Annotated in this window: 21 protein-coding genes; 13 read left to right on the top strand and 8 right to left on the bottom strand. The window is 72.7% G+C overall.

What is annotated here, in order from left to right; translation table 11 throughout:
- Positions 1-58: 58 nt before the first annotated feature.
- Positions 59-1,276 (bottom strand): EAL and HDOD domain-containing protein, encoded by a 1,218-nt coding sequence (locus ACSP50_RS25445; protein WP_099343870.1) that lies wholly within the window; start codon positions 1,274-1,276, stop codon positions 59-61.
- A gap of 150 nt (positions 1,277-1,426) precedes the next feature.
- Between ACSP50_RS25445 and ACSP50_RS25450 the strand changes: the two genes are divergently transcribed.
- From ACSP50_RS25450 to ACSP50_RS25485, 8 genes are all read left to right on the top strand, one after another.
- Complete coding sequence (locus ACSP50_RS25450) at positions 1,427-2,980, top strand: long-chain fatty acid--CoA ligase (RefSeq protein WP_014692162.1); 1,554 nt, start codon at positions 1,427-1,429, stop codon at positions 2,978-2,980.
- A 141-nt stretch (positions 2,981-3,121) separates the two neighbouring features.
- The gene (locus tag ACSP50_RS25455) at positions 3,122-4,432 is read left to right on the top strand and encodes a hypothetical protein (RefSeq protein ID WP_014692163.1); all 1,311 of its coding nucleotides are present in this window, start codon (positions 3,122-3,124) and stop codon (positions 4,430-4,432) included.
- Positions 4,432-5,412, top strand: coding sequence for a glutamate ABC transporter substrate-binding protein (locus ACSP50_RS25460; RefSeq protein ID WP_014692164.1), 981 nt, complete (start codon positions 4,432-4,434; stop codon positions 5,410-5,412). The genes ACSP50_RS25455 and ACSP50_RS25460 overlap by 1 nt, the downstream gene beginning before the upstream one ends.
- Positions 5,409-6,602, top strand: coding sequence for a hypothetical protein (locus ACSP50_RS25465; protein WP_080128009.1), 1,194 nt, complete (start codon positions 5,409-5,411; stop codon positions 6,600-6,602). Before ACSP50_RS25460 ends, ACSP50_RS25465 begins: the two co-directional genes overlap by 4 nt.
- On the top strand, positions 6,599-8,962 hold the full coding sequence (locus tag ACSP50_RS25470) for a serine/threonine-protein kinase (RefSeq protein ID WP_231956715.1): 2,364 nt from the start codon (positions 6,599-6,601) through the stop codon (positions 8,960-8,962). Before ACSP50_RS25465 ends, ACSP50_RS25470 begins: the two co-directional genes overlap by 4 nt.
- Before the next feature lie 37 nt (positions 8,963-8,999).
- The gene (locus tag ACSP50_RS25475; RefSeq protein ID WP_014692167.1) at positions 9,000-10,247 is read left to right on the top strand and encodes a PP2C family serine/threonine-protein phosphatase; all 1,248 of its coding nucleotides are present in this window, start codon (positions 9,000-9,002) and stop codon (positions 10,245-10,247) included.
- 9 nt (positions 10,248-10,256) lie between these two features.
- Positions 10,257-11,522 carry a VWA domain-containing protein gene (locus ACSP50_RS25480; protein WP_014692168.1) on the top strand — a complete coding sequence of 422 codons (1,266 nt, stop codon included), beginning with the start codon at positions 10,257-10,259 and terminating at the stop codon, positions 11,520-11,522.
- Positions 11,519-12,157, top strand: coding sequence for an FHA domain-containing protein (locus ACSP50_RS25485; RefSeq protein WP_014692169.1), 639 nt, complete (start codon positions 11,519-11,521; stop codon positions 12,155-12,157). Before ACSP50_RS25480 ends, ACSP50_RS25485 begins: the two co-directional genes overlap by 4 nt.
- 451 nt (positions 12,158-12,608) lie before the next feature.
- Here the strand turns inward: ACSP50_RS25485 and ACSP50_RS25495 are convergent, their stop codons facing one another.
- Both ACSP50_RS25495 and ACSP50_RS25500 read right to left on the bottom strand, forming a co-directional pair.
- Positions 12,609-13,214 (bottom strand): glyoxalase, encoded by a 606-nt coding sequence (locus ACSP50_RS25495; protein ID WP_014692171.1) that lies wholly within the window; start codon positions 13,212-13,214, stop codon positions 12,609-12,611.
- A 72-nt stretch (positions 13,215-13,286) separates the two neighbouring features.
- Positions 13,287-14,060 carry an inositol monophosphatase family protein gene (locus ACSP50_RS25500; RefSeq protein ID WP_014692172.1) on the bottom strand — a complete coding sequence of 258 codons (774 nt, stop codon included), beginning with the start codon at positions 14,058-14,060 and terminating at the stop codon, positions 13,287-13,289.
- Between the two features lie 100 nt (positions 14,061-14,160).
- On the opposite strand from ACSP50_RS25500, the gene ACSP50_RS25505 reads away from it, so the two are divergent.
- Genes ACSP50_RS25505 through ACSP50_RS25520 form a run of 4 tightly spaced genes read left to right on the top strand, consistent with a single transcriptional unit; the run spans position 14,161 to position 18,058 of the window.
- Positions 14,161-14,772, top strand: a complete 612-nt coding sequence (locus ACSP50_RS25505; RefSeq protein WP_099343872.1) for a TetR/AcrR family transcriptional regulator — start codon at positions 14,161-14,163, stop codon at positions 14,770-14,772.
- 2 nt (positions 14,773-14,774) lie between these two features.
- A complete protein-coding gene (locus ACSP50_RS25510) occupies positions 14,775-16,538 on the top strand; it encodes a long-chain fatty acid--CoA ligase (protein WP_014692174.1) in 1,764 nt (587 codons plus the stop codon).
- Between the two features lie 9 nt (positions 16,539-16,547).
- On the top strand, positions 16,548-16,928 hold the full coding sequence (locus ACSP50_RS25515; protein ID WP_014692175.1) for a VOC family protein: 381 nt from the start codon (positions 16,548-16,550) through the stop codon (positions 16,926-16,928).
- 26 nt (positions 16,929-16,954) lie between these two features.
- Complete coding sequence (locus ACSP50_RS25520; RefSeq protein ID WP_014692176.1) at positions 16,955-18,058, top strand: MFS transporter; 1,104 nt, start codon at positions 16,955-16,957, stop codon at positions 18,056-18,058.
- On the opposite strand, the gene ACSP50_RS25525 is transcribed toward ACSP50_RS25520, so the two are convergent.
- The 4 genes from ACSP50_RS25525 to ACSP50_RS25540 all read right to left on the bottom strand — a co-directional run bounded on the left by ACSP50_RS25525 (position 18,008) and on the right by ACSP50_RS25540 (position 24,132).
- A complete protein-coding gene (locus ACSP50_RS25525) occupies positions 18,008-19,882 on the bottom strand; it encodes an alpha amylase C-terminal domain-containing protein (protein ID WP_043512169.1) in 1,875 nt (624 codons plus the stop codon). The genes ACSP50_RS25520 and ACSP50_RS25525 overlap by 51 nt on opposite strands.
- Before the next feature lie 56 nt (positions 19,883-19,938).
- Positions 19,939-20,301 (bottom strand): STAS domain-containing protein, encoded by a 363-nt coding sequence (locus ACSP50_RS25530; protein WP_014692178.1) that lies wholly within the window; start codon positions 20,299-20,301, stop codon positions 19,939-19,941.
- Positions 20,298-21,128 (bottom strand): ATP-binding protein, encoded by an 831-nt coding sequence (locus tag ACSP50_RS25535; RefSeq protein ID WP_014692179.1) that lies wholly within the window; start codon positions 21,126-21,128, stop codon positions 20,298-20,300. Before ACSP50_RS25535 ends, ACSP50_RS25530 begins: the two co-directional genes overlap by 4 nt.
- 247 nt (positions 21,129-21,375) lie before the next feature.
- On the bottom strand, positions 21,376-24,132 hold the full coding sequence (locus ACSP50_RS25540; protein ID WP_014692180.1) for an RNA helicase: 2,757 nt from the start codon (positions 24,130-24,132) through the stop codon (positions 21,376-21,378).
- 87 nt (positions 24,133-24,219) lie between these two features.
- On the opposite strand from ACSP50_RS25540, the gene ACSP50_RS25545 reads away from it, so the two are divergent.
- Positions 24,220-24,945: an HAD family hydrolase gene (locus tag ACSP50_RS25545; protein WP_052311720.1), complete on the top strand. Its 726-nt coding sequence runs from the start codon at positions 24,220-24,222 to the stop codon at positions 24,943-24,945.
- A 210-nt stretch (positions 24,946-25,155) separates the two neighbouring features.
- Here the strand turns inward: ACSP50_RS25545 and ACSP50_RS25550 are convergent, their stop codons facing one another.
- A complete protein-coding gene (locus ACSP50_RS25550; RefSeq protein WP_043512172.1) occupies positions 25,156-25,356 on the bottom strand; it encodes a hypothetical protein in 201 nt (66 codons plus the stop codon).
- Positions 25,357-25,362 lie beyond the last annotated feature (6 nt).

Below are 25,362 nucleotides of genomic sequence, written 5' to 3' on the forward strand. Positions count from 1 at the left end.
GTGCCTTTTACCGGAAATACCGGTAGCACACTGAAGTCAGCCGATAGCCGGGCCCCGGTCAGCGACGCCGCTTGGGGTTGAACCGGTGCGCGGCGGTGAGCGTGCGGGTGGACCAGCGCATCGCGTCCAGCGCCGGGACGGCCAGGTCCTCGGAGCCGGGCTCGCCGGCCTCGTAGGCCCGGACCGCGCCCAGCACCATGCCGAGACGGCCGGTGCCGTGGGTGAGCGCGTCCGAGACGTCGCTGGTCAGGGGCAGGTGCTCAGCCATCGCGGTCGGGGTGAAACCCATCAGCCGGGCCATCCCGGTGACCAGCCCGGCCACGAAGGCGGCACCCGGGTCGGCGCCGAAGCGCTGGGCCAGGTTCTCGCAGAGGCGGGCCTGGGTCAGCGCGGTGAGCAGCTGCTCCTCCGGGGCCTCGGCGACGTCGTCGACCACCATCAGGGTGGCCCAGCGGCGGATCCGGGTGAGGCCGACCAGCATGACCGCCTGGCGCACCGAGGAGATCCGGCTGACCACGCCGGCCGCCACCGAGTTGCTCACCCGCAGGACGCGCATGGCCAGAGCCGGATCGCTGACGATGATCGAGGTGATCTTCTCCAGCGGGACGTCCGGGGACATCAGGGCCGCGACCAGTTCCAGGCGGCGCAGCCGGGACGGGGACATGCTGGGGGCGCTGAGCACCTGGGGGCGGCTCAGGGCGTACCCCTGCCGCAGTTCCATGCCGTAGCGGTCCGCGATCGCGATCTGCTCGTCGGTCTCCAGACGTTCGCCGACCAGCGCGATGCCCGGGTACCGACGACAGGCGGCGACGATCTCGTCGAGCCGGCTGAGGTCGCCGTCCAGGAGATCGAGCTTGACGTACGAGGCGAGCGCGAGCAGCTGTTCGTGACCGGAGCCCCAGACGAAGTCGTCCAGGGCGATCTTGTAGCCGGCCGCGGTCAGCTGCGTGATCCCCTCGATCACCTCGTCGTCGACGGTGACCGTCTCCAGAACCTCCAGCACGACCTGTTCCGGACCGAACGGCAACGGCAGCCGGCCGGTCACGAACTCACGGGTGAGGTTGATGAAGCACGGCCGGTTGCCGGCCACCTCCGCGATCCCGAACTCGGTGAACGCGTTGATCATGACGGTGCTGGTCGCATAGGTGTCCTGACGGCCCGACGCGACGTCGTCCATACGGCCGCGGAAGAGCAGCTCGTATGCGACAACAGCGCCCTGCGCGTCGAAGATCGGCTGCCGACCGACGTGCACCGCTTCCATCACCGGAATTCCCACGCCGTCGCCATCGGCACAAAAACCGGCGACCTGACGAATACCGCCGGGGAAACAATGCCGAAACGGTGGTTCCGCCGCGAGGCAGGCTCATGTTGGGATGAGACCGCCGTCACAGCACCAGTCACAGCACCACTCGAAGGGATCCACCGGATGCTCAACCTCTCCATTCTGCTGGAGGACAGCGCCCGTCGTCACCCGGACCGCGCCGCCGTGGTGCTCGGCCCGCAGCGCCTGACCTACGCCCAGGTGGAGGCGGCGGCCGGCCAGGTGGCGAACATGCTGGTCGCGCGTGGCATCCAGCCGGGTGACAGGGTCGCCCTCTCCTGCCCGAACCTGCCGTACTTCCCGATCGTCTACTACGGCATCCTCAAGGCTGGCGCGGTCGTGGTGCCGCTGAACGTGCTGCTCAAGGGGCGGGAGATCACGTACCACCTGAAGGATTCGCAGGCGACGGCGTACTTCTGCTTCGAGGGCACCGCCGAGCTGCCGATGGGCGTCGAGGGCCGGGCCGGCTTCGAGGGCGCCGCGGACTGCGAGCACTTCTTCCTGATCACCGCGGACCCGGCGGCCGCCTCGCCGATCGAGGGCACCGAAACCCTGGGGCAGGCCCTCGCCGGGCACGGCCCGACCTTCGAGACGGTGCTGCGCGCCGAGACCGACGCCGCGGTCATCCTGTACACCAGCGGCACCACCGGCCAGGCCAAGGGCGCCGAACTGTCCCACTCGAACCTGGTGCTCAACGCGCTCACCTGCAACCGGCTGTTCAACTCCCAGCCGGCCACCGACACGCACCTGCTGGTGCTGCCGCTGTTCCACTCGTTCGGCTCGACGGTCAACATGAACGCCGGCTTCTCGGTGGCGGCCACCCTGGTGCTGCTGCCCCGGTTCGAGGCGAACGCCGCCGTACGGCTGCTGCAGGACGAGAACGTGACCTTCTTCGCCGGCGTGCCCACCATGTACTGGGGGCTGCTGAACGCGCTCAGCGCCAACGAGGGCGTCGACGTCGAGCGGATCGCGGCGAACATGCGGGTCGCCGTCTCCGGCGGCTCCAGCCTGCCGATCGAGATCATCAAGGCGGTCCGGGAGCGCTTCGGGGTCACCATCCTGGAGGGGTACGGGCTCAGCGAGACCTCCCCGGTGGCCACCTTCAGCGACCCGGACGGCGAGCCCCGGCCCGGCTCGATCGGCATCCCGATCTGGGGCGTCGAGGTCAAGCTGATCGACGCCGAGTGGAACACGGTCACCGGCGTGGACGAGATCGGCGAGATCGCGATCCGCGGCCACAACATCATGAAGGGGTACTACAACCGACCGGAGGCGACCGCCGAGGTGATGCGGGACGGCTGGTTCCGCTCCGGGGATCTGGCGCGCCGGGACAAGGACGGCTTCTACTACATCGTCGACCGGGCCAAGGACATGATCATCCGCGGTGGCTTCAACGTGTACCCGCGGGAGATCGAGGAGGTGCTGCTCACCCACGAGGCGGTGTCGCTGGCCGCGGTGATCGGGGTGGCGCACCCCAGCCACGGCGAGGAGGTGAAGGCGTACGTGATCCTCAAGCCGGGCGCCTCGGCCACCGAGGACGAGCTGGTCGCCTGGAGCCGGGAGCAGATGGCCTCGTACAAGTACCCCCGGATCGTCAAGATCGTCGAGTCGCTGCCCATGACGGCGACCGGCAAACTGCTCAAACGCGAGCTCGACTGAGCCGCGCGGCGACAGCAGGCGACACCGGTGCCCGGCGGGAGACCTCGCCGGGCACCGGCTGTGACAGAGCGCTGGCGATGATCGGTTGCACCGGTGACGCACAGTGGACGGCTAGGAACGACCCGCACTCGGGAGGCACGCGTGACCACCACCCTGGCGCATCGACCCACGGCGACCGCGGCCTATTCGCCGCCGGCGGGCCGGCTGGCGCGCCGGGTCGCCGACCTGCGTCACCACTCCCCCGGGCGGCTGCAGCTGATCCTCGCCGGCCTGCTCACCCTGGGCCTGCTGACCGGCCTGGTGGCCGGGCTGACCGCGCACTCGGCGAGCGCCGGCACCGCGGATCTCGGCCGGCGCGCCCAGCCGCTGATGGTGGAGGCCGAAACGATCTACTCGACGCTGGCCGACGCGGACACCACCGCGGCCCAGGCGTTCCTGGCCGGCGGCCTGGAGCCGGCCGGGATGACCCAGCGGTACGACGACGACCTGGGCCGGGCCGGCGCCGCGCTGACCCGGGCCGCCCGGCTGGCGCCCGACGACAGCGACGCCGACCGTCAGGTCGAGGCGCTGGCCACCGGCATCTCCCGGTACGCCGCTCTGGTCGCCACCGCGCGGGCGAACAACCGGCAGAACCTGCCGATCGGCGCCTCCTACCTGGCGGCCGCCTCCCAGCTCAACCGGGAGACCCTGCAGCCGCAGGCGCAGGCGCTGTTCCGGGTCGCCGACCGGGGCCTGTCCCGGGGCTACGCGACGGCCCGCAGCTCCTGGTGGCTGATCCTGCTGCTGGTGCTGTTCGTGGCGCTGGGCATCGCGCTGGTCGCCGGCCAGGGCTACCTGAGCCGGACCACCCGGCGCACCTTCAACGTCCCGATGGTCGCCGCCACCGCCCTCTTCGCGCTGCTCGCGCTGACCACCGGCGTGCTGTTCACCAACCAGCGGGCACACCTCGACGACGCCACCCGGGACGGGTCGGCCCCGGTCGCGGCGCTGGCCGAGATCCGGATCGCGGCGCTCACCGAGCGGGCCGACGAGGCGCTCACCCTCGGGTCCCGCGGCACGGTCGACAAGGAGGCCGACTTCGCGGCGGTCTCCGGCCGGGTCAACTTCGACGATCCCCGCCTAGGGGCCACCTCGCCGGGGTTGCTGGACACCGCCCGCCGGCAGCATGCGGCCTACGTGCAGGAGCACGGGCAGGTGCAGAAGCTGAACGCCGGGGGTGACTACGACGGCGCGGTCAAGGCGGCCCTGAGCGACACCTCGGCCCGGGCGTTCACCGGGCTCACCGACGCCCTGGACCGGTCGATCAGCGAGCGGCGGGCGGCGTTCGCCGACGAGATCGACGGGGCCGGCGCCGGGCTGACCCTGCTGACCGTGCTCGGTCCCCTGCTCGCCCTGGCCGCCTGTGCGCTGGTTTTCGTGGGCATCCGCGCCCGTCTGGAGGAATACCGGTGATGCGTGCCCGTCTCGCCCTGATCGTCACCGCGGCGCTGCTGCTCGGCTCAGCCGGCTGCGCCGGCGACTCGTCGCCGCGCTACGACGCCACCCCCGGCCCCACCACCAGCGGCGGCACGGTGATCGACGCCGCGCCCGGCCCGTCCACCGGCGCCACGCCGGCCCCGGACACCTCCTGCAACCCGCGGGCCAGCCTGCGGCCGAGCGGCGCCCTGCCGCAGCCGGGCGCGATGCCGGCCGCCTCGCTGATGGCCCAGATCCGGCAGCGCGGCCGGCTGATCCTCGGCACCAGCCAGGACACCCTGCTGTTCAGCTCGCGCAACCCGCAGACCGGCAAGGTCGAGGGGTTCGACGTCGACATGGCCCGGCTGGTCGCCCAGGCGATCTTCGGCGACCGGGACAAGGTGCAGATCAAGGTGATCCCGTACAACGAGCGGGTCAACGCGGTGCTGCGCGGCGACGTGGACCTGGTCGCCGACACGATGACCGCGAACTGCGCCCGGTGGAAGGACGTGGACTTCTCCACGACGTACTACGAGGCCGGGCAGAAGGTGCTGGTCAAGATCAACTCTACGGCGACCGGGATCGAGGACCTGGCCGGGCAGAAGGTGTGCGCGGCGACCGGCTCGACGTCGTACGACACCATCGCCAGGGTGCGGACCAAGCCGATCCCGGTCGCCAAGCCCACCTTCGGCGACTGCCTGGTCGCCTTCCAGCAGAACGAGGTGGACGCCATCTCCACCGACGACACCATCCTGGCCGGGATGGCCGCCCAGGACCCGTATGCGAAGGTGGTCGGCCAGCGATACACCGAGGAGCCGTACGGGATGGCGATGAACAAGCAGCACCCGGAGTTCACCCGGTTCGTCAACGCGGTGCTCGACCGGGCCCGGCAGGACGGCACCTGGGCGAAAACGTACGAGACATGGCTGGGCCGCTTCGGCGCGGCGCCGAAGCCGCCGGCGGCACAGTACCGATGACGGCACCATCGGTAGCCCCCGCCGACGCCGAGCTGGCGCGCCTCGAGACCGCGGTCGAAGCCATGTCGCGCAACCTCGTCGAGCTCGACCAGCTGCCGGCCCGCCAGGAGCTGGACGCCGCGACGCTGACCGGCCGGACGGCGGCCGAGTGGGCCGACGCGAGCGTCGCGATGGCCGCGCTCTGGGACGGTTTCCGGATGCTCTCCGAGTCGATCGCGCGTGCCCAGTCGCTGCGCGCCCAGCGGCGGCTCAGCGACAGTGACCGGGCCACCTACGTGCACGTCGTGCTCGGCCCGTCGATCCTTCTCTCCACCACCACGGTGCCGCTGGCCCAGCGCGGGCTGCTCGGCGCCGGGCAGGTCACCACCACCTGCTCACCGGCCGAGTTGCTGGCCGCGATGGAGCGCTCGTTCAGCACCGCCGTCGACGTCGCCACCCGGGCCTCGGAGGCCTGGCAGCGGCTGCTGCCGGCGGCCGGCGAGGTGGCCGACGCGCTGCAGCGGGCCCGGCGGCTCAGCCGGGAGGCGGGCGCGCCCACCGCGCTGCTCGACCAGGCCGACCGGCTGCTCGGCGACCTGACCGGCACGCTGGCCGGCGACCCGCTCGGCGCCGACCCGGCGATCCTGCAGCGGGTCCGTGACCTGCTGCAGCGGGCCGACGCGGAGCGCACCTCGGCGGCCGAGCTGCGCGACTCGCTGCACCGCCGGCTGGCCGACGCCCGCGACCGGGCCGACGAGTTGGACCGCGCGGAGCGGGAGGCGATCCGGGCCCGGGAGCGGGTCGACGGCCGGTTCGCGGCCGACCGGATCGCCACGGTCCGCGCCGTGAACCTGCGACCCGACCTGGCCGCGGTCGAGGCGCTCGCGGCCGCCGGCCAGTGGGCGCTGATCAGCCCCCGGCTGGCCCGCTGGTCGCGGGAGGCCGGGGAGCGGCTGGCCGCGCTCGCCGCGGTGCGTCACCACAACGACCGGTTGCTCGCCGACCGGGACGAGCTGCGCGGCCGGCTCAGCGCCTACCAGGCCAAGGCGCTGCGCCACGGTCTCGGCGAACACCCCCGGCTCACCCCGCTCGCCGAGCGGGCCCGGACCCTTCTGCACACCGCGCCCTGCGAGCTGGAGCAGGCTCGGCGCGCGGTCGACGCGTACCAGGAAATGCTCACCGCCACGATCGCGAGGGATGCCCGGTCATGAAATGTCAGCGGGACGGGTGCGGCGGCACCATCGAGGACGGCTACTGCGACAACTGCGGCCTGGCCCCGGCCACCACACCGGCGGCGGCGCCCAGCGCGGCGGGGCCCAGCGTTGCGGCGGCCAGCGCTGCGGCGGCGGCACCGGCGGGCGGCACGTGCCGGCGCGACGGCTGCGGCGGCACCATCGAGGACGGCTACTGCGACACCTGCGGTCTGGCCCCGGTCGCCGGTGCGCCGAGCGTGCCGGCACAGCGCACCCCGGAGAAGGCCTCGCGGAACACCGGGACGCAGAGCTCGTCACGGACCACCGGCGCCCTCTCCACCCGCACCGGCTCCAGCCGCCGCGGCAGCGGCCGCACCGGCTCCAGCCGCCGCTTCGGCAGCGGCCTGGTCGAGATCGCCCCGATCGCCAGGGTCGACCCGGCCAGCACGATCATGGCGGACGCGCAGGTCCCGGAGTCGAAGCGGTACTGCGCCAAGTGCAACAACCCGGTCGGCCGGTCCCGCGGCGACCGCCCGGGCCGCACCTCCGGCTTCTGCCCGTCCTGCGGCGAGGCGTTCAACTTCACCCCGAAGCTGGTCAAGGGCGACGTCGTCGGCGGCCAGTACGAGGTGGCCGGCGCCCTCGCGCACGGCGGCCTGGGCTGGGTCTACCTGGCCGTCGACCTGAACGTGTCGCGCCGCTGGGTGGTGCTCAAGGGCCTGCTCAACTCCGGTGACGAGGACGCGCTGGCCGCCGCCCTGGCCGAGCAGCGGTTCCTGGCCGAGGTCGAGCACCCGAACATCGTCAAGATCTACAACTTCGTCGAGCACGACGGCGCCGGCTACATCGTGATGGAGTACGTCGGCGGCAAGTCCCTCAAGGACATGCTCAAGCAGCGCCGCGACGCCAACCACGGCGACGCCGACCCGCTGCCGCTGGACCAGGCCCTGGAATTCCTCATCGAGATCATGCCGGCGTTCAGCTACCTGCACGAGCGCGGCCTGATCTTCTGCGACTTCAAGCCGGACAACGTGATCCAGTCCGGCGACCAGATGAAGCTGATCGACCTCGGCGGTGTGGTGCACATCGACGACCAGGACGCGGCGCTCTACGGCACGGTCGGCTACCAGGCGCCGGAGATGGCCACCGACGGCCCGTCGGTCGCCTCCGACCTGTACACGATCGGCCGCACCCTGGCCGTGCTCACCACGGACTTCCGCGGCTACCAGACGACGTTCAAGGAGAGCCTGCCGGACCGGGACTCGTTCGACGTCTACAAGCAGCACGAGTCGTTCTACCGCCTGGTCGACCGGGCCACCCGGCGCGACCCGGACGAGCGGTTCGTGGACGCGGCCGAGATGCAGGAGCAGATGCTCGGCGTACTGCGCCAGGTGGTGGCCGCGCAAGGCACCCCGAAACCGGCGCCGTCCAAGGTCTTCACCGGTGAGCTGCGCACCGACCTGAAGTCGGACGCGCCGCGCTGGCAGGACCTGCCCACCCCGCTGATCGACCTGGCCGACCCGGCCGCGGTCTTCCTCGCCTCGATCACGGTGACCGATCCGGCCGAGGTGCTCGCCCTGCTCCAGCACGCCCCGCAGGAGACCCCCGAGGTGCGGCTGCGGGCACTGCGGGCGGAGATCGACCTGGGCACCCGCCACGGCTTCTTCGGCGACGCGATGAAGGCCCGGGACTCGTTCGCCGAGCTGCACGGCGACGACTGGCGGCTGGCCTGGTACGACGGGCTGCTCGCGCTGGCCGTCGAGGACTGGACCACGGCCCGGACCCGGTTCGAGGCGGTCTGGGCGGCGCTGCCCGGCGAGCTCGCCCCGCAGCTGGGGTTCGCCTTCGCCGAGGAGCTGGCCGGCCGGCCCGGCTCGGCGGCGTGGTATTACGACGTGGTCAGCCGCACCGATCCGGCGTACACGACGGCGGCCGCCGGGCTGGCCCGCTGCCGGCTCGCCGGCGGCGACCGGGCCGGCGCGGTGGAGGCGTACCAGCGGGTGCCGGGCACCTCCTCGGCGTACGCGATCTCCCAGGTGGGCGCGGTCCGGGCGCTGGTCCGGGCGCATCCGGTGGCGCAGGTGGACGTGCAGTCGCTGACCGACGCGGCGGCGCTGATCGAGCGGCTCGAGGTGGAGCGCGCCCAGCTCGCCGAGTTGCGCGCCGAGCTGCTGGAGCAGACGCTGTCCTCGCTCAGGGGCGGCCACCAGGTGCCGGCGTCGGTGCTCGGCCCGGCGCGCACCGGCGACACGGTGGAGAAGGAGGTGCGGTTCGCCCTGGAGGACGCGTACCGCGAGATGGCCCGCGCCGCGCACGGCGCCGAGAAGATCCGCCTGGTCGATCTGGCGAACGCGGCCCGGCCGCGAACCCGCACCTGAGTAGGCACCACACCGGCACGTCCCGAGAGAAGGCAAGTTGATTCTGACCGAGTGCGACTCCTGTGCTGAGGGGCGCGCGTCCGGCGCTGCGTTCTGCGAGGCGTGCGGGCGCCCGCTGACCGAGACCGCCGCCGTCGGCGACGGCGCGGAACCGCCGAACGACAAGGACGATGGCGGCGGTACGCCGGTGAGCCCGGCCGCCGGGCCTCGACGCGGCCGGGACTGCCCGCACTGCGCGGCGGCCGGCGCGGTCGACGCCGACGGCTACTGCGAGGAGTGCGGCCTGCTGGCCGGGCGCCCCCGCGACCACGTCGAGGCGGACGGCGACACGGTGGCGGCCGCGGTCAGTGACCGGGGCCGGCGGCACCACCGCAACGAGGACGCCATGTGGCTGGCGGTCGGTGTCGAGGCGGCCGACGTGGTCGTCTGCGACGGCGTCTCCTCCTCGTTCGACCCGGACGTCGCCTCGGAGGCCGCCGCCCGGGCCGCCGGCGACCTGCTGGCCCGGGCACAGCACCCGCTGGAGCCCGCCCAGGTGGCCGAGGCCGCGGACGCGGCCGGAGCGACCGGGCCGGTCGAGAGCGTCGCGGCCGCCGGGCCGGCGGACGACGACGTACCGCGGGCGGCAATCGATCCGGAAGCAGGCGGCGAACCGGACCCCGGGATGGCGATCGCCGAGATCGTCGCAACGGCGATCCAGGAGGCCGGGCAGGCCGTCGCCGCCCTGGTCGGCAACGGCGATCCGCGCCGCGCCGCCTCCAACCCGGCCTGCACGATCGTCGCCGCCGCGGTCCGCGGCCCGCACGTCGGCTTCGGGTGGGTCGGTGACAGCCGTGCCTACTGGGTGACCGCCGGCGGCCCGGCCCAGCAGCTCACCGAGGACGACTCGTGGGCCCGGCACGTGATCGCGATGGGTGCCGACCCGCGGGTGGCGATGAACGACCCGAAGGCGCACGCGATCACCGCCTGGCTCGGCGCCGACGCCGGGCCGATCCTGCCGCATCTCGGCGCGTTCACCGCGCAGACGCCGGGCCACCTGGTGCTCTGCAGCGACGGGCTGTGGAACTACCTGACCGACCCGGCCGATTTCGGTGACGCGGTGCGGTCGGCGCTGACCCTGGCGACCGGGCCACGCCCGCTGCTGGAGGCCGCTCGGGCGCTCGTGGCGTACGCCAATTCCGCCGGAGGCGCCGACAACATCACCGTGGCCATCGTGCCGGTGGTCCCGCGATCCACGGCGGACGCCGAAGGCGACGCCGACATCACCGAGCCCAGCGAAGCATAAGGAGTTTCCGTGTCCTACAGCGCCGAGGCTTTCCAGAACGAGTACCTCGCGATGGGCGCCAGCGAGGTCAACGCGATCGTCACCGTCACCTCCTCGGGCGGCGACGGCGGCCGCCGCAGCGCCGAGGCGACCGAGATCATCATCGTGGACGCGTCCGGGTCGATGCAGGCCGAGGGCCGGATGGCGGCCGCCCGGCAGGCCGCCAAGGCGGCGGTGAACTGCCTGGACGACGGCGTCCGGTTCGCCATCATCGCCGGGGTCAGCACCGCGCAGCAGCTGTTCCCGGACCCGGGCCAACTGGCCGTGGCCACCCCGCAGAGCCGCGCCGACGCGCTGCGGGCGATCGACCGGCTGCAGGCCAGCGGCGGCACCGCGATGGGCGCCTGGCTGCTGCTGGCCGCCCAGCTGTTCGACCAGCGACCGGGCGACATCAAGCACGCCATCCTGCTCACCGACGGCGACAACGGCGAGCGGTACGGCTACCTGGAGAGCGTGCTGGAGCAGGTCGGCGGCCGGTTCGTCTGCGACTGCCGCGGCGTCGGCACGAACTGGAAGGTCTCCGAGCTGCGCAAGATCGCCACCGCGATGCTGGGCACCGTCGACATCGTGGCCCGCCCGGAGGGACTGACCGCGGCGTTCGAGCAGATGATCACCGCGGCCATGGGCAAGACCGCGGCCGACGTGCAGCTCAAGGTGTGGACCCCGGTGAACGCCACGGTCCGCTTCGTCAAACAGGTCGAGCCGCAGGTGCTGGACCTCACCGGCAAACGGTCCGAGGACGGTCCGCGCGCCGGGCGCTACCCGCTGGGCTCCTGGGGCCAGGAGAGCCGCGACTACCACGTCTGCATCGACGTGCCACCGGGAAAGTCGGGCGACGAGATGCTGGCCGCGCGCATCTCGGTGGTCGAAGGCGACACGGTGCACGCGCAGTCGCTGGTGCGGGCGGTGTGGACCGAGGACACCGCGCTGAGCACCCGGATCAACCGGCAGGTGGCGCACTACACCGGGCAAGCCGAGCTGGCCGACGCGATCCAGGAGGGGATCGCCGCCCGGGAGGCCGGCGACGACCGGACCGCGACGCTGAAGTTCGGCCGGGCCGCACAGCTGGCGCACGCCAGCGGGAACTCGGCGACCGAGGAGCTGCTGGCCAAGGTGGTGGAGATCGAGGACGCGGCGACCGGCACGGTGCGGCTGCGGCGCAAGGTGAACGCGGCGGACGAGATGGCGCTGGACACGCAGAGCACCAAGACGGTGCGGGTAGGGCGGTCGCAGTGACCACTTACCGCTGCCCCAACGGGCATGACTCCGGCGAGTCCGACTATTGCGACACATGCGGGGCGCTGATCGGTTCCGCGCCGGCCGACCCGCCGACGCTGGTGGACACCGCACCCAGGGGCGAACTCTGTCCCCATTGCGGGACGCCACGCGCGGGCAGCGCCCGGTTCTGCGAGGACTGCGGTTACGACCACACCACGGGCAAGGTGCCCCAGCTGACCGAGGTGCTGCCGATCCCGGCGGCCCCGGCCGCCGACTGGACCGCCACGGTGGTCGCCGACCCGGCGTACTTCGCGATGAACGCGGTGGAGGGGGTGAGCTTCCCGGCCGACACCGGGGAGCGCACCATCACGCTGACTCCGCCGCAGGTCCGGATCGGCCGGGCCAGCTCGTCGAAGGGCACCAGCCCGGAGATCGACCTGGCCGACACCGATCCGGGGGTGTCGCACAACCACGCGCTACTCACCCTGAACATCGACGGTGTGTGGCTGGTCACCGACCTCGGTTCGACCAACGGCACGTACCTCAACGACGAGGACCAGCCGCTGACCGCGGGCCAGTCCAGGACCCTGAAGGACGGGGATCAGGTCCACGTCGGAGTGTGGACGACCTTCACCCTGCACGCCCCGGAGTGATGCCCGCCGCTGCCGGACCCCGGCACCGTATGTGATCTTGATGCGGTGTCGGAGTTCGGAAGCAGGCTGCGTGAGTTACGGCAAGACCGCCCTCGCCGTCCGCCTCGCCGAGCAGCTGCGCGAGCAGTACCCGGACGGCCGCTTCTACCTCGACCTGCGGGGCACCGACGCCGAGCCGATGACCCCGGGCGACGCGCTGCTGCGGCTGCTGCGCGCAGGTGAGATCGGGTCCCGGCGGATCGGCGAGACCGACGACGAACGCTCCCGCCAGCTCTGCGCGCTGCTGCCTGCTGGTGCTGGACAACGCCGGCAGCGAGGCCCAGGTGTACGCCGGTGGCCCGCACGGCATCACCGACACCCGGCTGAACCAGGACCTGCTCGCCTTCCTGAACAGCTACGCGGCCTGATCCCGCGACGGTGGCGCTCCCCGTCCCGGGAGCGCCACCGGCCGTCAGACATTCCACACGAAACCGTCAGGATCGGTGAACCCGCCGGTGTCACCGTTGATGGCGATCCGGTGTGATCCGGTGCCTTCCGCGGGCACCCCGACGTCCTTGGCCGCGGCACGACGGGTGTACAACGCCAGCTTGATCGGCGAACTTCCGGCGGTGAACTCGACGTACTTGCTGCCGAAGCTCTTCGCGACAGTCATGCCGTGCTCGAGGTAGAACTGCTTGGTCGCCTTGACGTTCTCGACGCCGAGGAGCAGCACCATGGCCTCGATCTGCCGGGTGGCCGGCGCGGTGTTCTTCTTCGACGAGGTCGCCAGCTTCCAGATCGCCCCGTCCGGTGCCTGCACGACGCCGCCGTAGCCCCAGAAGCCCTTGGTCACCGGCTTGAGTGCGGTGGCGCCGGCATGCAGAGCGGCCGCGGCGAACAGGTCGACGTCGGCGGGCTGGGCGACGACCAGGGAGACCGCGAACCCACGGAAGCCGGTGGTCGGTGCGTCCGAACGGTGCACCTGGACGATGTCGCCCAGGTCGAACGCGGCCCGGTAGAACGCCGCGGCGGCGGTGGGGTCGGACGCTCCGACGCTGATGGAGTCGATCGTTGTCATGGGCACCACGCTACGAATCGGCCCCCCTCCGCTGCTTCTCGATTCCTGACCGATGCGTGTCCTCGGCGTCTTTCAGTGGAGGATCCGCAGCGCCTCGTCGAGCAGCGCCGGGTTGCTGGCGAAGACGTGCGGGCCGGCGCCCGGGCGCGGCGAACCGTCGAGGCCGCGGAACACCCCGCCGGCCTCCGGGATGATCACCGAGCTGGCCGCGAAGTCCCAGATCTGCCCGCCGGTCTGCACCGCCACGTCGAGGTCGCCCTGCGCCACCAGCAGCGGCGGGTGGATCGGCCACGTCCGCTCGTCGGCCACCGCGACCAGTGGCGCGGCCACCTCCCGCCCCCAGTCCAGCGGCACCACACCGAGCCGGCTCCCGGTCGCCCGACCGTGGGCCGCCGCGACGTGGATCCGCTCCGCGTCCACCAGGGCGCCGCCGGCGACCCGGCCCCGGTACGCGCCGGCACCGCGCTGCGCCCACCAGGCCAGCCCCTGCGCCGGCACGATCTGCACGCCGGTGGTCACCTCGCCGTCCACCTCGAGGGCGATCAGCACCAGCCACCGGTCGTCACCGCGGACGAACAGCGCGGTGCCGTCGATCGGGTCGATGATCCAGCGCCGGCCGTTGCCGCTCGCGGTCTCGCCGTGCTCCTCGCCGAGGATGGCGTCCTGCGGCCGGGCCTCGGTCAGCACGCCCCGGATCGCGTTCTCCACCGCCCGGTCGGCGAGGGTGACCACGCTGCCGTCCTTCTTCGTCTCCCGCGGCAGGTCGGCGATCACCGCGAAGTGGCGCAGCGCCTCGGCCGCGCCGGTCAGTGCGGCCCGCTGGGCCAGTTCCAGGTCGGTCTCCACGCCTCCATCCTGCCGAACCCGGGGGAGGTCTTGTCGGGTGACGCGGGAACGGCGTGGGAAGATTGGAGTAACAAGACGTACTCAGATGGGATGTCCGCCCGTGCCGGACCGGATCGCCAGCGGCGTGGTCTTCACCACCCCGCCGTCGCTGCCCCGCGGCCGGCACGAGCTCGCCCGGGACCAGGTGGTCGCCGCCCAGCGGGAGAAGATGCTGATCGCCGCCACCGAGCTGCTGGCCGGGGCGGGCTACCGCGGTTTCGGGGTGCGCGAGATCTGCGCCCGGGCGGCGGTGTCCCGGGCCGCCTTCTACGACAACTTCGCCGACAAGGACGCGTGCATCCACACCGCGTACGACCGCTTCATCGAGGTGCTGATGAGCCGCCTGGCGGCCGGAGCGGTGTCGATAGACGGTTTCGTCACGACGTACCTTCAGGTGCTGGACAGCGACCGGGTCGCCGCCCGCGCCTTCCAGGTCGAGATGGACGCGCTGGGCCGGCCCGCGCGCCGGCGGCGCCGGGCCGCGATCGAGCGGCTCGCCGCGCTGATCGCCGGCCTGCGCGATGCGCCCGGCGTCCCGCTGAACGCCCACATCGGCGCGATCTACGCGCTGCGCCAGATCACCTCGGACGCCCTCGACGCCGGCGGCACCCCTGACCTGACGGCCCTCGCCCCGGAGCTCACCCCCTGGCTGACCCGCATGCTCAAGGAGTAGACGTGACGCAGACCTGCACCGCCCCACCGGCCGAGCACGACCTCCTGACCCGGCTGCGGCGCGACGAGCCGGCCTCGTTCGGCGCGATGTTCCTGGCCGTCGCCGAGCGCCAGCCGCAGGCGGTGGCCTACCTGCGGCCCGGCGACGACGGCTGGCAGAGCCAGACCTGGACGCAGACCGCGCGGGCGGTCACCGAGATCGCCGCCGGCCTGCTCGCGCTCGGCCTGCACCCGGAGGACCGGGTGGCGATCGCGAGCGGCACCCGGGTCGAGTGGATCGAGGCCGACTTCGGGGTGATGTGCGCCGGGGGCGCGACCACCACCATCTACCCCTCGTCGTCGCCGGACGAGGTGGCACACATCCTCACCGACTCCGGCAGCCGCTTCGCGATCGCGGAGAACCCGGCCCAGCTCGCCAAGATCCTCTTTCCCGGTACGCCGGTGGAACGCGCCGTCCTCATCGACGGCACCGCCGCGGACCCGCGCGTGCTGACCCTGGCCGAGCTGCGCGCCCTCGGCGACCCGGCCCGGGTGGCCGAGGCGGTCGCCGCGGTCCGCCCGGACGACCTGGCCACGCTGATCTACACCTCCGGCACGACCGGGCTGCCCAAGGGCGTCCGGGTTGCCCACCGGGCGTGGGTCTACCAGGGGCTGGCGATCCAGGCGATGGGCATCGTGCGGCCCGACGACGTCGGCTACCTGTGGCTGCCGCTGTCGCACGCGTTCGGCAAGGCACTGCTCAGCTGTCAGCTCTCGGTCGGCTTCCCGTTCGCGGTGGACGGGGACGTGAGCCGGGTCGTGCAGCGGCTCGGTGAGGTGCGGCCCACGATCATGCCGGCCGTGCCGCGCATCTTCGAGAAGGTCTATGCCGCGGTGAGCGCCGCCGACGGCGTACAGAAGCGGCTGTTGGACTGGGCCGTGGCAACGGCCGGACGGCGGCGTTCCGGATGGCGATTCCGGATCGCCGACCGGCTCGTGCTGTCCCGGGTGCGGGCGCGGTTCGGCGGGCGCATGCGGTATTTCATCTCCGGAGCGGCCACTCTCGATCCGGGCATCGCCCGCTGGTTTGGCGCGATCGGGCTGCCGATCGCCGAGGGTTACGGCCTCACCGAATCGTGCGCCACCACCGTCTTCAACCGGCCGGACCGCCCGGAATACGGCACCGTGGGAATGCCGCTGCCCGGCACCGAGGTGCGCATCGCCGAGGACGGCGAGGTGCTGCTGCGCGGACCCGGCATGATGCAGGGCTACCACGGCCTCGATTCCGGCGCGGCGCTGCGGGACGGCTGGCTGCACACCGGCGACATCGGGGAGATCACCGAGCGCGGCTCGCTGCGGATCACCGACCGGAAGAAAGACCTGATCAAGACGTCGAACGGCAAGTACGTGGCGCCGCAGACCCTGGAGTCGCGATTCAAGGCGATCTGCCCGCTGGCGGGCCAGTTCCTGGTGCACGGGGAGAACCGCAGATACGTCACCGCGCTGATCGACCTCGATCCGGACGAGATGGCGAAATGGGCGGCGGCCAACGGACTCGGGGACGCCTCGCACGCCGAGATCGCCGGTTCCGAAAAGCTGCGCGCCGCCCTGCAGGAATGCGTGGACCGGCTCAACGGCACGCTCAATCCGTGGGAGACGGTGAAGCGGTTCGCCGTTCTCGACCGGCATCTGAGCGTCGAGTCCGGTGAGCTGACCGCCTCGCTGAAACTGCGCCGACGGGTCATCGAGGACCGTTTCCGGCCGGTGCTGGACGGCCTGTACGCGTAGGGTCGGCCCATGCATCGAAGCCGGTTGTTCGGAATGCTCGTCGACACCCCGGCCACCGAGGCCGGCGCCGCGGTCTCGTTCTGGACCGCCGCGCTGGGCGGCTCGGCCCGGCAGGATCCGGACGAGCCGGAGTACACCCGGGTCGCCGACGTGGTCCCGGGTGTCGCCGTGGTCGTCCAGGCGGTCGACGACCGGCCGCGGATCCACCTGGACATCGAGACCGACGACGTCGAGGCGGAGACCGCCCGGCTGCTCGGCTTCGGCGCCCAGCTGGTCGAGGACCGCGGCGGCCACCGGATCCTCCGGGCGCCCGGCGGGCACCTGGTCTGCGTGGTGCCGGTGCAGAGCTCCCCGGAGCTGTTCGCCGGCGACTCCCGGGTCTGGTCCTGAATAGACGCTCGTCATAGCTTGGGGGGATGGCGAAGTCCCTGTTCGTGGCCGCCGCCGCGATGAACACCGCGATGGCGACGGCCAGCCCGGTCGCCACCCTGGTCGTCGCCGACCGGCTCGGGCCGGCCTGGGGCGGCGTGCCCAGCACCGCCGCGATCACCGGCACCGGGGTGGGCGCGCTGATCCTGGCCCGGTCGGTCAGCCGGCGCGGCTGGCGGCACGGGCTGCTGGTCGCCTTCTGCTGCGCGGTGGCCGGCGGGCTGCTCGCCGCCGCGGCCCGTGGGCCGGTCCCGCTGAGCGTCGCACTGGTGCTGCTGGGTTACGGCAACGCCGGCGCGCTGCTGGCCCGCTACGCCGTGGCCGAGACGCATCCGGCGCGGCACCGCGGCACCGCGATGGGCCTGCTGGTCTGGGCCGGTGCGATCGGCGCGGTCGGTGGCCCGCTGCTGCTCGGCGTCCTGCACCCGGCCACCGTGGTCTTCCTGGTCGCCGCGCTGGCCGCCGCGGCCGCCGCGGCGGGCGCCGCCACCCTGCCCCGCACGGTCGCCGCGGAGCCGCCGACCGGCCGGATGGACCTGTCCGGCATCCGCACCCCGCTGCTGGTGATGGGCACCGCGCAGGTGGTGATGGTCGCGGTGATGACCGCCGCCCCGGTGGAGATGCACGTGCACCACCACGGGCTGGCCACGATCGGGGTGGTGCTGTCCGCGCACACCCTCGGCATGTTCGCGCTGTCCCCGGTCACCGGCCGGCTCGCCGACCGGCTGGGCGCCCGCCCGGTGATGGCGGCCGGCCTGGTCACGGTCGCCGCCGGACCGGTCCTGGCGGCGGTCGGCGCGCCCCGGGTGCTCGCGTTCCTCCTGCTCGGCTACGGCTGGAACCTGTGCCTGATCGGGGGCAGCGCCGTCCTGGCCACCCGGGTGCCGGAGCCGCTGCGGGCCCGCGCCGAGGGCACCGTCGACGGAATGGTCTGGGTCGCCGCCGCGGCCGGCGGGCTCGCCTCCACCGGACTGCTCACCATCGGCGGATACGGCCTGCTGGCCGCGCTCGCGGTGGCCGCGATCGGCCCGGCCGGGCTGTCAGTGGTCCGCCTGCAGAATCATCATCCCGTTCGCCGGGACGGTCAGTGACACCTCCGGGGCGGCGGTCACCGCGCCCGCGTTCCCGGCCACCATCGGGTTGGGGAAGAAGTCGTAGTAGTCACTGTTGAACACCTCGCGCCACCGGCCCGCCCACGGCAGGTTCAGCCGGTAGTCGTACAGCGTGGACTCGCTGAAGGTCAGCAGCACCACCACGTCGTCGCCGCGCCGCATCGCGACCACCCGGTTGTCCTCGTCGACGTGCAGCACGTCGACCGCCGCCGAGCGCAGCGCCGGCAACTCCCGGCGCAGGTGGACCAGGTCCCGCGTGCAGCGCAGGAAGTCGACCATGTGCCGGTCGGCGCCGAGCGCCCCGTCCCACCAGATCAGCCGGTCGGTGCGCCCCGGGCTGTCCGACCAGAGCGTGTCCTCCAGGAATTCCTGGCCCATGAACAGCATCGGCACACCGGGCGCGGTCAACAGCAGGCCGGTGGCCACCCGGGACCGGCTGCGCGCGTACCAGGACCGGGGGTCGGCGCTGTCGGCCAGCGTGGCGATCCGCGGCGCCCGGTGGTCGTCCATGTCGAGGACCAGGTCGTGGTTTTCCAGGCAGTTGTAGGACCAGCCGGGCGAGTGCAACCCGGCGACCAGCCGACCGACCCCGGCTCCCCGATCGGCCAGCACCGCGCGCACCGCGTCGCGCAACGTGTCCGCGTAGGCCAGGTCGAAACCCATCCCGCCGGGCGGCGGCGCGACGGCCAGCCCGCGGAACTCGCCCCAGTACTCGGCGATCTGCACGGCCGCCGGCTTCGCCGCCCGCAGCGTGCCGGTCAGCTCCTGGCAGAAACCCCAGCCGCCGTTCGCGTCGATCACGGTCACCTCGTCGAAGCGCAACCCGTCGGCGTGATAGTCGCGCAGGAACATCAGCGCGTTCGCGGTCAGGAACTCGCGCACCGCCGGCCGGCCGAAGGCGAACACCCGGCCACCGGCCCAGCCGTCGCCGGTGAAATACGCGTTGTTGTCCGGCCCCGGCGCGGCCGGCATGTCGATGTAGTCCAGGCTCTGCGGGTCGAGACCGCCGCCGGCATGGTTGTAGACCACGTCGAAGAGCACCGCGATCCCGAACCGGTGACAGACGTCGACGAACGCCTTCAACTGGTTCACCTGCCCGGCCAGCTGCTCGAACTTGAGCGGCCCGGCCCCGGTCGCGGCCAGCAGCTCGTTGACCGCGTCCAGATAGGGCGGCAGCGCGTGCGGATCCACGCAGTAGTCCATCTCCGGCGAGAACAGATCCGTGCCGTTGTATCCGAGGCTCCACTCCCCCTGGAACTCGACCACCGGCAGCGGCTGCACCGCGGTCACCCCGAGCGCCGCGAGATAGGGCACCCTCTGCACGGCGTCGAGCAGTTTGGCGGTACGGTGCGGCCTGCGGTCGTGGCCCAGCGGATCGGCCGCCGCGAACACCCCCACATGGAACTGGTAGACGATCAGCTCCGCCGCGCCCGGCGGCGTCCACCCCTGGTCGTGCCAGGGATACGCGTCGTCGTCGACGACCAGCGCGTCACACTCCGGATAGCCGTACAGCTCCAGCTCCCGCGCCTGCGGGTCCCGCTTGAAGCCCTCCCCGCCGGCCCCGATCACGTAGAACCGGTACTTCGTGCCGGCGCCCACCCCGGGAAACCAGCCGGTCCAGTCGCCGGTCACCGGATCCTGGACCAGCTCGTCCGCCGGATCGGGCAGATAGCTGAGCACCCCGTCGAACGCCACGAAGACCCGCCGCGCCGCCGGCGCCCAGAACCGGACCGCCACCCCGCCGCCGACGAGCGTCGCCCCGCGCGCCAGATCGGCGGTGACATGCTCCTGCGAAGCCACCATCCCCACACGGTAGGAGCCCGCCTCGGCAGTCACCCCCGGCGCGTCGGGTGTGCGACTCAGTCCACCTGGAACAGGTCGCTGGCCCGGGTGGCGCGCAGCAGCCAGCGCAGATGCGGCTGCGGGTTGCGCAGGTGACAGGTGGCGTCCCGGGCATCGGCCACACAGCGGGCCGCGACCAGCATCCGCAGCCCGGCCGCGTCGCAGAAGTCCACCTCGGCCAGATCGATGTGGATCTGCCGGACCGGTGCGGCCAGGCCCAGCACGTCGTGCACCCGGGTCAGGTCGTACAGCTGGGTCTGCAGCGCGGTCACCGACATCGCGTCCAGGCTGCCGCGCAGGTGGATGAGCAGCCGGTCACCGGTGCGGGCGCCGGCCACGCCGGCGCCCGCGAACCGCGGCTCGTCGCGTCCGCCGATCATCCCGGCACCTCCGGGCGGTTGCGCAGGATCGCCCACACCAGTTTCCCACCCCGGGCCGGAAGCGCGCCCCACGCCGAGGCGGCCGCCCCGACGATCCGCAGACCCAGGCCGCGGTCGGTGAGCGACGGCCCGAGCGGGCCCGGAACCGGGTCGCGGACCTGCGGCAGCGCCGGATCGCCGTCGTGCACCGCGAGGTGCAGCGCGGCGGTGACGCCCTCCCCGCGCGACGACACGATCATCGCGATGTCGGTGCCGGCGTGCTCGGCCGCGTTCACCACCAGCTCGGAGGCGACCAGCCGGCCACGCTCCAGCAGGTGCGGCAGATCCCAGCCCTGGCAGGCGTCCCCGATCAGGGCCCGGGCCAGGGAGGCGGCGGCCGGGTCGGGCGGCAGGGCCAGCTGCATCCGGTCGATCAGCGGGCGGCGGTGGGCCAGGGCGGTGTGCGCCTGCTGCACCGACGCGTGCATGACCAGCCAGTCGCGGGCGCCGAGCCGGCGCAGCCGACGGGCCAGTGGGGCGGACGCCGGCAGGCAGACCCCGATCGCGATCGGTGGCCGCATCGCCGCGCCCTGTGCGCAGAGCGTGAGCCAGAGGGCGGCACTGACCGCACGCGGGTCGGTCAGCCGGTGCAGGTCGACGATCATGCCGGTCGGGTGCTCGGCCAGGCACTTGTCCAGCACAGCGCGGGCCTGCGCGGACAGTTGCCGGTCCCAGGGCCCGCACAGGGTCACCTCGATGACCGCGGTCTCCGGGTCGATGACCGCCAGCACGGCGTCGGCGCGCGCGTCCCCGGACCACCCGATCAGATGGGGCGAGCCCGCAACCATGTACCTTTCTCCCGGTTCTTCCGGTTCACCCCACAAGGGAACTCAGCGACATCCATCACTGTCGCCCGCAATTCTTGAATCGCCCCAAAGACACCGTCAACGCAGATTCACCATGCGTCGATGATCGCGGCGGGAGGGCACCGGCAAGTCACTCACCGTGAGTCATTGGCCCGATCCGGTAACCCTGAAACCGGGCCGTACGTCGCGGGCCGGGCGTGGGACGCCCGGCCCGCCGGCGCTTCAGGTGTCAGAGGCCGGCCTGATAGGCCAGCACCCCGCGATTCACCGCGCTGATCGCCTTGCGCGCGGTCTCCTTGACCCCCGGCGACGCCACCGCCGCCTCGCGAATCTGCCCCAGCAGGTCGAGCACCTGCCGCGCCCAGCGGACGAAGTCGCCGGCCGGCATGTCGGCGTCATAGTTGTGGCCGCTGGCCAGCACCTTGGCGAGCGGCTCACCGCGCGCCCAGCGGAACATCGGCCAGACGAAGCCCGGGTCGGGCTCGCGGGTCAGCGACAGCCCGTGCTCGCCCTCCTCGGTGGCGATCTCCGTCCACAGCTTGGCGCAGGCGTCGACCGCCTCGCTGATCGGTCCCTTCGGCACCGAGGCGCGGTCCTCACCCTCGCGGCGCGACTCGTAGAGCACCATCGACACCGCGGCGGCCAGTTCCTCGGGGGCCAGACCGGCCCACACGTCCTGCCGCAGGCACTCGGCGACCAGCAGGTCGGCCTCCGACCAGATCCGGCCCAGCGTCCGGCCGGCCTCGGTGACCTCACCGTCGTGCGACAGGTAGCCGCGGGCCGTCAGCACCGAGCAGACCTGGTCGAACGTGCGGGCCAGCGACCCGGTACGGCCGGCCACCTTGTCCCGCAGGGCGTCGGTGTCGCGCTGCAGCCGGTGCCGGCGCTCGGCCCAGCGGGCATGGTCCTCCCGCTCCGGGCAGGCGTGACACGGGTGCTGCCGCAGCTTCACCTTGAGCAGGGCGATCTCGGCGTCCTCCCCCGGGTTGGCCCGGCCCCGGCTGCGCCGCCGGTCCGGATGCCGGTCGAGCCCGGTGCCGCTGACCTGGGCGGCCAGGTCCCGCCGGGCGCCGGGGGAGCGGTGGTTGAAGTTCTTCGGCACCCGCAGCCGGGCGAGCACCTCCACCTCGCCGCCGAACTCGGCGGGACTGACCCGGCCGGCCCAGCGGTCCTGGGTGAGCACCATCGGCCGGGGCTCGCCGAACCCGCCGGCGGCCGGTTCCAGCACCACGGCCAGGCCGGCGTGCCGACCCTGCGGCACCCGGATCACGTCGCCGATCCGCACCTTGGACAGCGAGTCGTTGGCCGCCGACCGGCGCTGCGCCACCCCCTGCCGGGCCATCGCCTTCTCCCGGTCGGCGATGGCGACCCGGAGCCCGAAATACTCGTCGAAGTCGCCGTGGTGACAGGCGGCGTCGGCGCCGTAGGTCTGCATCGTGTCGACGTTGCGCTGCACCTGGCGAGCCAGCCCGACCACCGACCGGTCCGCCTGGAACTGGGCGAACGACGACTCCAGCAGCTCGCGGGACTTGTCCGCGCCGACCGTGCCGACCAGGTTGACCGCCATGTTGTAGGACGGGCGGAACGACGAGCGCAGTGGATAGGTGCGGGTGGAGGCCAGGCCGGCCACGTGCCGCGGGTCGACCTCGGGACTCCAGAGCACCACGGCGTGCCCCTCGACGTCGATGCCGCGGCGCCCAGCCCGGCCGGTGAGCTGCGTGTACTCCCCCGGAGTGAGGTCGACGTGCGCTTCCCCGTTGAACTTGACCAGCCGCTCCAGCACCACGCAGCGGGCCGGCATGTTGATCCCCAGGGCCAGCGTCTCGGTCGCGAAGACCGCCTTGACCAGCCCGTTGACGAAGCACTCCTCGACCGCCTCCTTGAAGGCGGGCAGCATGCCGGCGTGGTGCGCGGCGACGCCCCGCTCCAGCCCGTCGAGCCACTCCCAGTAGCCGAGCACCGACAGGTCCTCGGCGGGGATGCTGGCGACCTTGGCCTGGGCGATCCGGCGGATCTCGGCACGCTCGTCCGGGTCGGTGAGCCGCAGACCGGCGCCCAGGCACTGCTGGACGGCGGCGTCGCAGCCGGCCCGGCTGAAGATGAACAGGATGGCCGGCAGCAGACCGGCACGCTCCAGCCGGTCGACCACCTCGGCGCGCGGCGGCGGCTGCCAGCGGCGGCCCCGGCCACCCCGCCCGTTCCACCCGGAGGCACGCTCGCCGAGCTCCAGCCGGCGCTCCATCTCCCGGGTGTAGCGCAGCAGCTCGGGGTGGACGTCGTGTTTCCTGGCCGCGTCGGCGTCGTGGAACAGGTCGAACATCCGCCGGCCGACCAGCATGTGCTGCCAGAGCGGAACCGGCCGGTGCTCGGAGACCACCACCGAGGTCTCGCCGCGGACGGTGACCAGCCAGTCGGCGAACTCCTCGTAGTTGCTGACCGTGGCGGACAGCGAGACCAGGGTGACCGAGGCCGGAAGGTGGATGATCACCTCCTCCCAGACCGCGCCACGGAAGCGGTCGGCCAGGTAGTGCACCTCGTCCATCACGACGTAGGCCAGATTCTTCAGCTGGCTGGAGCCGGAGTAGAGCATGTTGCGCAGCACCTCGGTGGTCATCACCACCACCGGGGCGTCCGCGTTGATCACGTTGTCGCCGGTGAGCAGGCCGACCTTGTCGGGCCCGTAGCGCTCCACCAGGTCGTGGAACTTCTGGTTGGACAGCGCCTTGATCGGCGTGGTGTAGAAGCACTTGCGCTCGCCGGCGCGCAATGCCAGATGCACCGCGAACTCGCCCACCACCGTCTTGCCGGCGCCGGTCGGCGCGCACACCAGCACCCCGTTGCCGCGCTCCAGCGCCTCGCAGGACTCGCGCTGGAAGTCGTCCAGGTCGAAACCGACGTCGAGCATGAAGTCGTCGAGCGCCGGGAAGGTGGCGACCCGCGCCGCCCGCCGCTTGGATTCCGCATACCTGTCGGCGGGACTAGTCATGAACAAAAGACTAGTTCGCGGGTACGACAATGTGCGACACGGTATGGGCGCTCGGGGGCATCGGCCGGTCATCGGTAAGGTGCACGAGTGCCGCTTGCCCCCGAACATCCCCCGTCCGCGCGGCTCGTGGAAGCCGTCCTGTTCGACTTCCACGGCACGCTCGCCCAGGTCGAGGACCCGGTGACCTGGGTCGTCGCGGCCGCCGCGGCCTGCGGCGCCACGCTGGACCGCGGTAAGGCCACGATCCTGGCCGACCGGCTGGTCACCGCGGGCCGGGCCGGTGGCCCGCTGCCGCACCGGGTGCCGCCGCAGCTGGCCGAGCACTGGTCCGACCGCGATCTCTACGCGCACAGTCACCGGGCCGCCTACACCGGGCTGGCGGCCACCGTGCCGACCGATGTCGAGGGCCTTGCCGACGCGCTCTACGACCGGTTGCTGAGCCCCGACGGCTGGCTGCCATATTCGAACACCGAGCCCACCCTGCGCAAGCTGCACGACGCCGGGATCAAGGTCGGCGTGGTCAGCAACATCGGCTTCGACATCCGCCCGCTGTTCACGCACTGGGGGCTGGACGGTCTGGTGGACGCGTTCGCGCTGAGTTTCGAGGTGGGCCGGATCAAACCCGACCCGGCGATCTTCCTGCGCGCCTGCGGCATGTTGGGCGCTGATCCGGAACGCACGCTGATGGTCGGAGACACCCCGGCGGACGCCGGCGCGGTCAAGGCCGGCTGCACCGCCCTGGTCGTCCCGGCCGCCGAGCCGGGCCGCAACAACGGCCTCGGCGCCACGCTCGCCCTCGCCGGTTGCATCTGAAGATCCGATGGCGGCGCTACGCCGTGAGCCCACCCGCCGTGCCCCAACCCTGCGCCGTGCGCCCTCCCGCCGTGCCCAACCCTGCGCCGCGGGCCGACCCGCCGTGCCCAACCCAGCGCCGCGGGCCGACCCGCCGTGCCCGACCCTGCGCCGCGGGCCCGCCGCCCGTCGCGCCCCCACTCTCCGCCGCGGGCCGATCCCCGCGCCGGCTCAGATGTAGCGGTCGAGGATGGTGCCGCGCCGCGCCGACCTGCCGGGGGTGGCCTGCGCGGTCGCCGCGGTGTCCGCGCCGAACTGCTGGTTGGTGGCCGCCTCGGCCATCGCCTTGAACGCCTGGCGGGCGTTGCCGAAGACCGACGTCGCCAGGGAGGTCATCGAGTTCGCGGTGCCGGAGACCGTGTTCATCGCCATGCCCCC

This window comes from Actinoplanes sp. SE50/110 (assembly GCF_900119315.1).
Classification (GTDB): Bacteria; Actinomycetota; Actinomycetes; order Mycobacteriales; family Micromonosporaceae; genus Actinoplanes.